The following is an 8,737-nucleotide window of genomic DNA, read 5'->3' as shown; positions in this document are numbered from 1 at the left end:
GATCGGCATCGGCGGCTGGGGCTCGCGCCGTAAGCCGATGGCCCTGGTGCGGGCGCTCCTGCGCTCGGACCTCACCGACCTGACCGTGGTGTCGTACGGCGGCCCGGACGTGGGACTGCTCGCGGCGGCGGGGAAGATCCGCAAGCTCGTCGCGGCGTTCGGGACGCTCGACTCCATACCGCTGGAGCCGCACTTCACGGCGGCCCGGCAGCGCGGCGCGTTCGAGATGGTCGAGCTCGACGAGGCGATGATGATGTGGGGCCTGACGGCGGGGGCGCAGCGGCTGCCCTTCATGCCGGTGCGCGCCGGGCTCGGCTCCGACCTGATGGCGGTCAACCCGGCACTGCGTACGGTGACGTCGCCGTACGAGGACGGGGAGGAGCTGGTCGCCGCCCCGGCGCTGCGGCTGGACGCGGCCCTGGTCCATCTCAACCGGTCCGACGCGCAGGGCAACGGCCAGTACCTGGGCCCCGATCCGTACTTCGACGACCTGTTCTGCGAGGCGGCCGACCAGGCGTACGTCTCGTGCGAGCGGATCGTGGAGACGGCGGACCTGCTCAAGGAGCACGGGCCGCAGACCCTGCTGGTGAAGCGCCTGTTCGTGGACGGGGTCGTGGAGACGCCGAACGGCGCCCACTTCACGTCCTGCGTGCCCGACCACGACCGGGACGAGTCCTTCCAACTCGCCTACGTCCGGGCGGCCCGCGACCCGGAAGCGTGGCCGGCCTTCGTCGAACGGTTCCTGTCCGGGGACGAGGCCGCCTACCAGGCCGCCGTCACCGCGTTCCACCTGGAGGAAGCATGAGCGTCACCGAGTCCACCGGCCTCCCGGCGGTGAGCCGTGCCGAGTACTGCGTGGTGGCCTGCGCCGAGGCATGGCGGGACGCGGGGGAGATCCTCGCCAGCCCGATGGGCCCCGTCCCGGCGATCGGGGCACGCCTGGCCAAGCTCACCTTCTCGCCGGATCTGCTGCTGACCGACGGGGAGGCGCTGCTGATGGGTGACACCCCCGCCGTCGGCGAGCGGCCGGGGAGCGTCGAGGGCTGGCTGCCGTTCCGCGGGCACCTCACGCTGACCGCCACCGGCCGCCGGCACGTGATGATGGGCGCCAGCCAGCTCGACCGGCACGGCAACCAGAACATCTCCTGCATCGGCGACTGGTCCCGGCCCACCCGGCAGCTCCTCGGGGTACGGGGCGCTCCCGTCAACACCTTGAACAACCCGACGAGTTACTGGGTGCCGAAGCACTCGTCCCGGGTGTTCGTGGAACACGTGGACATGGTGAGCGGGGTCGGCTACGACCGGGCGGCGGCGGCCGGCCCGTCCGCGACCCGCTACCACCGGCTCCCTGGCGTGATCACCAACCTGGGTGTCTTCGACTTCGAGACGCCCGACCGCACGATGCGGCTGCGTTCGCTGTACCCCGGGGTGAGCCTCGATCAGGTCACCGCGGCCACCGGCTTCGCCCTCGCGGTCCCCGACGAGGTACCTCTCACCCGGGAGCCCACCGAGACCGAACTGCGCCTGATCCGCGAGGTGATCGACCCGAAGGGGCTGCGCGACCGCGAGGTCCCGGCATGAGCGGACCCTTCCGTACCGCGCTCACCGACCTCACCGGGGTCCGGTACCCGATCGTGCAGACCGGCATGGGCTGGGTGGCCGGTCCGCGCCTCGTCTCCGCCTCGGCGAACGCGGGGGCGCTCGGCATCCTCGCCTCCGCCACGATGACCGTGGACCAGTTGCGGGCCGCCGTCCGCGAGGTCAAGGCCCGTACGTCGGCGCCGTTCGGCGTCAATCTGCGGGCCGACGCGGGGGACGCGGACGAGCGGGTACGGGTGATCGTGGAGGAGGGGGTGCGGGTCGCGTCCTTCGCCCTCGCGCCCTCGAAGGAGCTGATCGCCCGCCTCAAGGACGCCGGTGTCGTCGTCATCCCCTCCATCGGGGCCCGCAGGCACGCGGAGAAGGTCGCCGCCTGGGGGGCCGACGCGGTGATGGTGCAGGGCGGCGAGGGGGGCGGCCACACCGGAGACGTGGCCACCACCGTGCTGCTCCCCCAGGTCGTGGACGCGGTGGACATCCCGGTGATCGCGGCGGGCGGCTTCCACGACGGCCGCGGCCTGGTCGCCGCGCTCGCCTTCGGGGCGGCCGGGGTCGGGATGGGTACGCGCTTCCTGCTCACCTCCGACAGCACGGTCCCCGATGCGGTGAAGGCGAAGTACCTGGCGGCCGGCGTCAAGGACGTGACCGTCACGACCCAGGTGGACGGGCTGCCGCACCGCATGCTGCGCACCGCCATGGTCGACGCGCTGGAGCGCTCCGGGCGTGCGGCCTCGACGCTGCGGGCACTGCGGCACGCCTCGGCCTTCCGGAAGGAGACGGGTGCGAGCTGGCCCCAGCTCGTGCGGGACGGACTGGCGATGAAGCACGGCAAGGAACTGACGTGGAGCCAGGTGCTGCTGGCCGCCAACACGCCGATGCTGCTCAAGGCCTCACTGGTCGAGGGGCGTACGGACATCGGGGTCATGGCCTCGGGCCAGGTGGCGGGGCTGATCGACGACCTGCCGTCCTGCTCGGAACTGGTCGAGCGGATCATGGCCGAGGCGCAGACCGCGCTCAGGGCGCTGCCCGCGCCTGGCTGAGGCACCGGGCGTACGGGCGTGGACGGGGGCTCCGGAGACGGGGCCCCCGTCCGGTGTCTCCGTGCGTGCCGTGCGTGCTCGGCGTCACGCCGGAAGGCGCACCTCGGCCCAGACGCACTTGGTGTACGCGTCGGACACGGTGCATCCCCAGCGGACCGCGTACGCCTCGACGAGCAGCAGCCCCCTGCCGGAATCGGCTCCGGGATCGACGGCCCCGGGAGCGGTGGCGGGCAGGAGGCGTTCGGGCCGGGCGTCGGTGACCTCGATGCGGAGGGTCTCGGCCAGGAGCCGCAGGGTCAGCCGGAAGTCGCGGCCCGGGAGGCGGCCGTGCGTGATCGCGTTGGACGCGAGCTCGGCCGTGACCAGAGCCACCGAACGGGCCGCGTCGGTGTCGTACGGGCCGCCGCACCACTCGGCGAGCTGCTGCACGGCGAGTGTGCGCGCCAGACGCGCACCGCGCGGGGTGCTGCTGAACCGAAGGCTCGACTCACGGCGCACGGTCTGGGGTTCACGGAGGTCTTCCTGTCGCTTCACAGAGTCATCGTCGGCCGCCGAAACCACCCGTGACCAGGTGCGACGTCCGTACCGAGCCGGGGGGTACGGGATCTACGGGCGGCGAGGCGGCCTGTTCGTACGGGCCGTGTACGGGAGTTGTACGGGCGACGGCCGTGTCCGCGGAAACGGCCCGCCGTTGAACCTGTTCCCGTCGAGGCGAAGTCGATGACCGTAGCGGGTGGAGGGGAGAACCGGTGGCGGAGAAGGACGTGAGGACCGTGCGGGAGACGAGGAACGGCGCGCCGCAGACGAAGGCGAGGGAGGACAACGAGCTGCCGGGCGTGTGGGTCGCCTACGGCACGCTCCTCGGACACCTGCGCAAACGGGCCGGGTTGAACCAGCAGGCGCTGGGACAGGCCATCGGGTACTCGCTGGAGCAGGTCGCCTCGGTCGAGCAGGGGCGCCGGCCGGCGAAGGAGGCGTTCACCGAGGCAGCGGAGCGGGTGCTGCGGGCCGAGGGTGTGCTGAAGGTGCTCCAGGCCGATGTGGACCGGGCGAAGCTGCCCCGCTTCTTCCGCAACTTCGCGCTGATCGAGGCGGAGGTCCTGAGCCGCTTCTCGTACGATCCGCTGCTGGTCCCGGGGCTGTTGCAGACGGAGGCGTACGCGCGGGCGGTGTTCGCCGGCCACTGTCCGCCGTTCGGCGAGGAGATCGTGGACCGGCACACGGAGGCCAGGCTCGGCCGCCAGAAGCTGCTGACGCGGGACCCGATGGCGGAGCTGTCGTTCATCATCGGGGAGGAGGCGTTGCGGAACCCGGTGGGGGGAATGCCGGTGATGCGGGAACAGTGGCAGCGCCTCCTGGAGGTCGGCGCCTTGCGCAATGTGGAGGTGCAGGTGATGCCTGCGGGGAGCGGCTTCCACACCGGTCTCGACGGTCCGTACGTTCTGATCGAGACGAAGGATCTCCAGCGCCTCGGCTACATCGAGTCGCAGGAGATCGGATGCGTCGTCAGTGATCCGGCAGCGGTCAGCAGCTTCGGGCTGCGGTATGGCAAGCTGCGGTCACAGGCCCTGAACGCCCAGGAGTCTGCGCGGCTCATCGAACAGATGGTGGGAGAGACATGAGCATGGAGCGGGCAACCGGAAGCGCGAACGAGCTGCGCTGGTTCAAGAGCAGCTACAGCGGATCGGGCGGCGGCGACTGCGTGGAGGTGGCCGCCGGACACGGCGTGGTCCACGTACGGGACTCCAAGGCAGCGGGCGACGGGCCGGCGCTGCGGGTCGGCCGCGAGGAGTGGGCGGCGTTCGTGTCCCTCGCGTGCGGCTGAGGGCAGCCGGCCGACCGCGTTTGCCTGTCCGGGCATGAGGCGCTGCCCTGACGGACCTACCCCATGGTCCACATATCGGTTACTGATGGTGGTCACACGCCGACTACGGGAGGGCCAGGTCCGTGAACGCCCGGAAAACTGCCAGGAAGTCCGACGAGGAGCAGGACGGTCGCGTAGCCACCGGTGCGCGCGCCGGCCGTGAATCCGCCGGAGACCCCGCTGCTCTCCTGGCGCTTCAGCGCGCCGTCGGTAATACCGCCGTTCTCCAGATGCTGCGCAGAGCCGGGCACCCGGCGGCGGGCTGCGGTCACCAGGAGGAAGACCCGGCGGTGCAACGCTCCGTCGTCCACGACGTCCTGCGCTCCCGCGGCGAACCGCTGGACGCGGCCACCCGCAGCGACATGGAGGACCGTCTGGAGGCTGACTTCTCCGACGTCCGCGTCCACAGCGACAGCGCCGCCCGCGCCTCTGCGGCCGAGGTCGGTGCCCGTGCCTACACCTCGGGGAACCACATCGTCATCGGGGACGGCGGCTCCGACCGGCACACCCTGGCCCATGAACTCACCCATGTCATCCAGCAACGCCAGGGGCCCGTCGCGGGCACCGACAACGGGGCCGGGCTGCGTGTCTCCGACCCCGGTGACCGGTTCGAGCGGGAGGCCGAGGCCAACGCCACCCGCGCTCTGAGCCGCGCACCGCAGAGCGGGCCGAAAGCGGCGGAACGCCGACCGGACGGGGCGCGTGCGGCCTCGGAGCCCTGCGTGCAGCGGACGACCCGGAGCGCCACCGGGAGCCTGCCACTCACGGCCTGGGACAGATTCCGGCCGGTGTGGGCCACCGAGGTCTACGGCCCCTCGGATCGACGTACGGGCGGCACGAGCGTCCGGGTGACTCTCGGACCGAGCGTCAACGCCCCGGGGAACACCTACGGGGGTTCCCCGCCCGGAGCCGCCGAATGCACCCTGGTGAACGAACTGAATCAGCGGGACGGCAGTGGCTGGATCAAGGGCCACCTCTGGAACGACAATCTGGGCGGCCCGGGGGTATCGGCGAACCTGACGGCCATGACCAGCGCTACCAACAGCACGTTCAACCGCCAGTTCGAAGAGCCGTTGAAACGCATGCTCCACGAGTGCTCCGCGCACGCCCGCAACAACACCGGCGCAGCACACTGGTACGGCGTCGAGATCAGCGTCCGCACGTACGGCCGGTTGTCGGCCAACCCGGCCGATCTGGAGTTCCACGTGCCGGATGGTGTCGAGCACACGGCGCACTATGTGCAGATGGACAGGGCGAGCCAGGCCATCAGCCGGGGCCCGGCGAACCCGGGCCCCAACTTCCCCGCCGAAATCCACTGACGGCCCGATGGTCGCCGCTACGGGCGGCGGCGTTCAGAGGCGTTCGATGATCGTGACGTTGGCCTGGCCGCCGCCCTCGCACATCGTCTGGAGGCCGTAACGGCCGCCGGTGCGTTCCAGTTCGTGCAGCAGGGTCGTCATCAGTTTGGTGCCGGTCGCGCCGAGCGGGTGGCCGAGCGCGATGGCGCCGCCGTTGACGTTGACCTTCTCCGGGTCGGCGCCGGTCTCCTTCAGCCAGGCCAGGACGACCGGCGCGAACGCCTCGTTGATCTCGACCAGGTCGATGTCGTCGATGGACATCCCGGCCTTCTTCAGCGCGTACGCGGTCGCCGGGATCGGTGCCGACAGCATCCGGATCGGGTCCTCGCCGCGTACGGAGAGGTGGTGGACGCGGGCCCTGGGTGTGAGGCCGTGTTCGGCGACGGCCCGCTCGGAGGCGATGAGCAGCGCCGAGGCGCCGTCGGAGACCTGGGAGGAGACGCCGGCGGTGAGCCGCCCGCCCTCGACGACCGGCTTGAGGCCGGCCATCTTCTCCAGGGAGGTGTCGCGGCGCGGGCCCTCGTCCACGGTGACGTCGCCGTACGCGACGGTCTCGCGGTCGAAGCGGCCCTCGTCGATGGCGCGCAGGGCCCGCTGGTGCGAGCGCAGGGCGAACTCCTCCATGTCCCGGCGGCTGATGCCCCACTTCTCCGCGATGAGTTCGGCGCCGTGGAACTGGTTGACCGGCGCGTCGCCGTAGCGGGCCCGCCACCCCTCGGAACCCGCGTAGGGACCGTCGGTCAGCCCGAGGGGCTCGGCGGCCTGGCGGCTGGCGAACGCGATCGGGATCATCGACATGTTCTGGGTGCCGCCCGCGACGACCAGGTCCTGGGTGCCGGAGAGCACGCCCTGGGCCGCGAAGTGGACGGCCTGCTGGGAGGAGCCGCACTGGCGGTCCACGGTGGTGCCGGGCACCTCCTCGGGAAGGCCCGCGGCGAGCCACGCGGTGCGGGCGATGTCCCCGGCCTGCGGGCCGACGGTGTCCAGGCAGCCGAAGACGACGTCGTCGACGGCGGCCGGGTCCACACCGGTGCGCTCGACGAGTGCCCGGATGACGTGTGCCCCGAGGTCGGCGGGGTGGACGGCGGACAGCCCGCCCTTGCGCCGGCCGACCGGGGTGCGGACCGCTTCGACTATGTAGGCCTCGGCCATGACTGCTCCTTCGTCAGGGTGGTGCGGGGTCAGGTACGGGGGGTGATGCCTTCAAGGACCATGGACAGGTACTGGCGGGCGATCTCCTCCGGGCTGTGTGTGCCGCCGGGGCGGTACCAGGAGGCGGCCACCCAGACGGTGTCGCGGACGAACCGGTAGACGAGGCGGACGTCGAGGTCGGCCCGGAATGCCTGTTCGGCGACGCCGCGTTCCAGGGTGCGCAGCCAGGCGCTCTCGAACTTGACCTGGGAGTCGGCCAGGTAGGAGAAGCGCGGCTGGGCGGAGAGGTGCCGGGCTTCCTTCTGGTAGATGGCGACCGCGGGTCCGTGGCGGTCGATCTGCCGGAAGGACTCGGTGACGAGGGCCTCGATGGTCTCCCGGGGGCCGAGCCCGGCGGCGAGCACGGAGTCGTAGCCCGTCCACAGCTCGTCCAGGAAGGCCGAGAGGATCTCGTCGAGCATCGACTCCTTGGAGTCGAAGTGGTAGTAGAGACTGCCCGCGAGCAGTCCGGCGGCGTCCGCGATACGGCGGACGGTGGTGGCGTTGTACCCCTGGTCGGCGAAGACCTGGGCGGCGGTGGCGAGGAGTTCGGCGCGCCGTTCGGCGTTGGAGCTGGTGCTCATGTCTTCATGCTCTCTGGCTGCTGACGGAGACGGTCTCCCCGGTCATGTACGAGGAGTATCCGCTGGCCAGGAAGACGATGACGTTGGCGACCTCCCAGGGTTCGGCGTACCGGCCGAACGCCTCGCGTTCGGTGAGCTCGGCCAGGAGCTCGGGAGTGGTGACCTTCACCAGGTGGGGGTGCATGGCGAGGCTCGGGGCGACGGCGTTGACGCGTACGCCGAAGTCGGCGGCCTCCAGGGCGGCGCACCGGGTCAGGGCCATGACGCCGGCCTTCGCGGCGGCGTAGTGGGCCTGGCCGCGCTGGGCGCGCCAGCCGATGACGGAGGCGTTGTTGACGACGACACCGCCGGTCTCCTGCTCCTTGAGGTGGCGCAGGGCGGTGCGGGTGCAGCGGAAGGTGCCGTTGAGGGTGACGTCGAGGACGGTGGACCACTGGTCGTCGGTCATCTCTACGAGGTCGGCGGTGCCGCCGAGCCCGGCGTTGTTGACGACGACGTCGAGACCGCCGTGGCGTTCCACGGCGAGGGCGAACAGGGCGTCGACCTGCCGCTGTTCGGTGACGTCGCAGGGCAGTGCGGCGACGCGGTCCGCGCCGAACTCGTCGGCGAGGGCGGCGGCGCTCTCCCCGAGGCGGCGTTCGTGGGCGTCGCCGATGACGATGCGGGCGCCCTCCTCCAGGAACTTCCGGGCGGTCGCTCCACCGATCCCGGCGCCCGCGGCGGCGGTGATCACCGCGGTGCGACCCGCGAGGAGGGAGTGTCCCGGTACGTAGGGCGGCTGCTGGCTCACGGGCGGGTCTCCTTGGGCAGGCCGAGGACGCGCTCGGCGATGATGGTGCGCTGGATCTCGTTCGACCCGGCGTAGATGGTGTCGGAGCGGGAGAAGAGGTACAGCCGCTGCCAGTCGTCCAGGTCGTACGGCTCCCCGGAGGCGACCATGCCGGCGGCTCCGCGGACGTCCATGGCGAGCTCCCCCAGCTCCCGGTGCCAGGTGGCCCAGAAGATCTTCCCGATGGACGCCTCGGGGCCGGGCGCCCCGGAGGCCGCGCCGTCGAGCATGCGCAGCGCGTTGCAGCGGATGGTCTCCAGCCCCGTCCAGGC

Annotated in this window: 11 protein-coding genes; 6 read left to right on the top strand and 5 right to left on the bottom strand. The window is 71.5% G+C overall.

The window, feature by feature from the left end; all coding sequences use genetic code 11:
* Window position 1: 1 nt before the first annotated feature.
* From IH13_RS0133485 to IH13_RS0133475, 3 genes are read left to right on the top strand one after another with little or no spacing between them, the layout of a single operon-like run.
* Window positions 2-805, top strand: a complete 804-nt coding sequence (locus tag IH13_RS0133485; protein WP_234433482.1) for a CoA transferase subunit A — start codon at window positions 2-4, stop codon at window positions 803-805.
* Complete coding sequence (locus tag IH13_RS0133480) at window positions 802-1,581, top strand: CoA-transferase subunit beta (RefSeq protein WP_031090464.1); 780 nt, start codon at window positions 802-804, stop codon at window positions 1,579-1,581. The genes IH13_RS0133485 and IH13_RS0133480 overlap by 4 nt, the downstream gene beginning before the upstream one ends.
* Window positions 1,578-2,639 carry an NAD(P)H-dependent flavin oxidoreductase gene (locus IH13_RS0133475; RefSeq protein WP_031090461.1) on the top strand — a complete coding sequence of 354 codons (1,062 nt, stop codon included), beginning with the start codon at window positions 1,578-1,580 and terminating at the stop codon, window positions 2,637-2,639. The genes IH13_RS0133480 and IH13_RS0133475 overlap by 4 nt, the downstream gene beginning before the upstream one ends.
* A gap of 84 nt (window positions 2,640-2,723) precedes the next feature.
* On the opposite strand, the gene IH13_RS0133470 is transcribed toward IH13_RS0133475, so the two are convergent.
* Window positions 2,724-3,173 (bottom strand): ATP-binding protein, encoded by a 450-nt coding sequence (locus tag IH13_RS0133470; RefSeq protein WP_031090458.1) that lies wholly within the window; start codon window positions 3,171-3,173, stop codon window positions 2,724-2,726.
* Between the two features lie 215 nt (window positions 3,174-3,388).
* Here IH13_RS0133470 and IH13_RS0133465 point away from each other — a divergent pair, with 215 nt between their 5' ends.
* From IH13_RS0133465 to IH13_RS46285, 3 genes are all read left to right on the top strand, one after another.
* Complete coding sequence (locus tag IH13_RS0133465; protein WP_420713433.1) at window positions 3,389-4,261, top strand: helix-turn-helix domain-containing protein; 873 nt, start codon at window positions 3,389-3,391, stop codon at window positions 4,259-4,261.
* Window positions 4,258-4,464, top strand: a complete 207-nt coding sequence (locus tag IH13_RS0133460; RefSeq protein ID WP_031090455.1) for a DUF397 domain-containing protein — start codon at window positions 4,258-4,260, stop codon at window positions 4,462-4,464. The genes IH13_RS0133465 and IH13_RS0133460 overlap by 4 nt, the downstream gene beginning before the upstream one ends.
* A 329-nt stretch (window positions 4,465-4,793) precedes the next feature.
* A complete protein-coding gene (locus IH13_RS46285; protein WP_063837527.1) occupies window positions 4,794-5,822 on the top strand; it encodes an eCIS core domain-containing protein in 1,029 nt (342 codons plus the stop codon).
* 33 nt (window positions 5,823-5,855) lie between these two features.
* Here the strand turns inward: IH13_RS46285 and IH13_RS0133450 are convergent, their stop codons facing one another.
* From IH13_RS0133450 to IH13_RS0133435, 4 genes are all read right to left on the bottom strand, one after another.
* Window positions 5,856-7,013, bottom strand: a complete 1,158-nt coding sequence (locus IH13_RS0133450) for an acetyl-CoA C-acetyltransferase (protein ID WP_031090451.1) — start codon at window positions 7,011-7,013, stop codon at window positions 5,856-5,858.
* A gap of 29 nt (window positions 7,014-7,042) precedes the next feature.
* Window positions 7,043-7,636 (bottom strand): TetR/AcrR family transcriptional regulator, encoded by a 594-nt coding sequence (locus IH13_RS0133445; protein WP_031090449.1) that lies wholly within the window; start codon window positions 7,634-7,636, stop codon window positions 7,043-7,045.
* A 4-nt stretch (window positions 7,637-7,640) separates the two neighbouring features.
* Window positions 7,641-8,426 carry an SDR family oxidoreductase gene (locus IH13_RS0133440; protein ID WP_031090448.1) on the bottom strand — a complete coding sequence of 262 codons (786 nt, stop codon included), beginning with the start codon at window positions 8,424-8,426 and terminating at the stop codon, window positions 7,641-7,643.
* Window positions 8,423-8,737: acyl-CoA dehydrogenase family protein (locus IH13_RS0133435; protein ID WP_031090445.1), on the bottom strand; the 315-nt coding region annotated here is incomplete at its 5' end. The genes IH13_RS0133435 and IH13_RS0133440, both read right to left, overlap by 4 nt.

The organism is Streptomyces sp. NRRL WC-3549 (assembly GCF_000721935.1).
In the GTDB taxonomy this organism is placed as follows: Bacteria; Actinomycetota; Actinomycetes; order Streptomycetales; family Streptomycetaceae; genus Streptomyces.
This window is presented reverse-complemented; position numbering and strand designations above follow the sequence as displayed.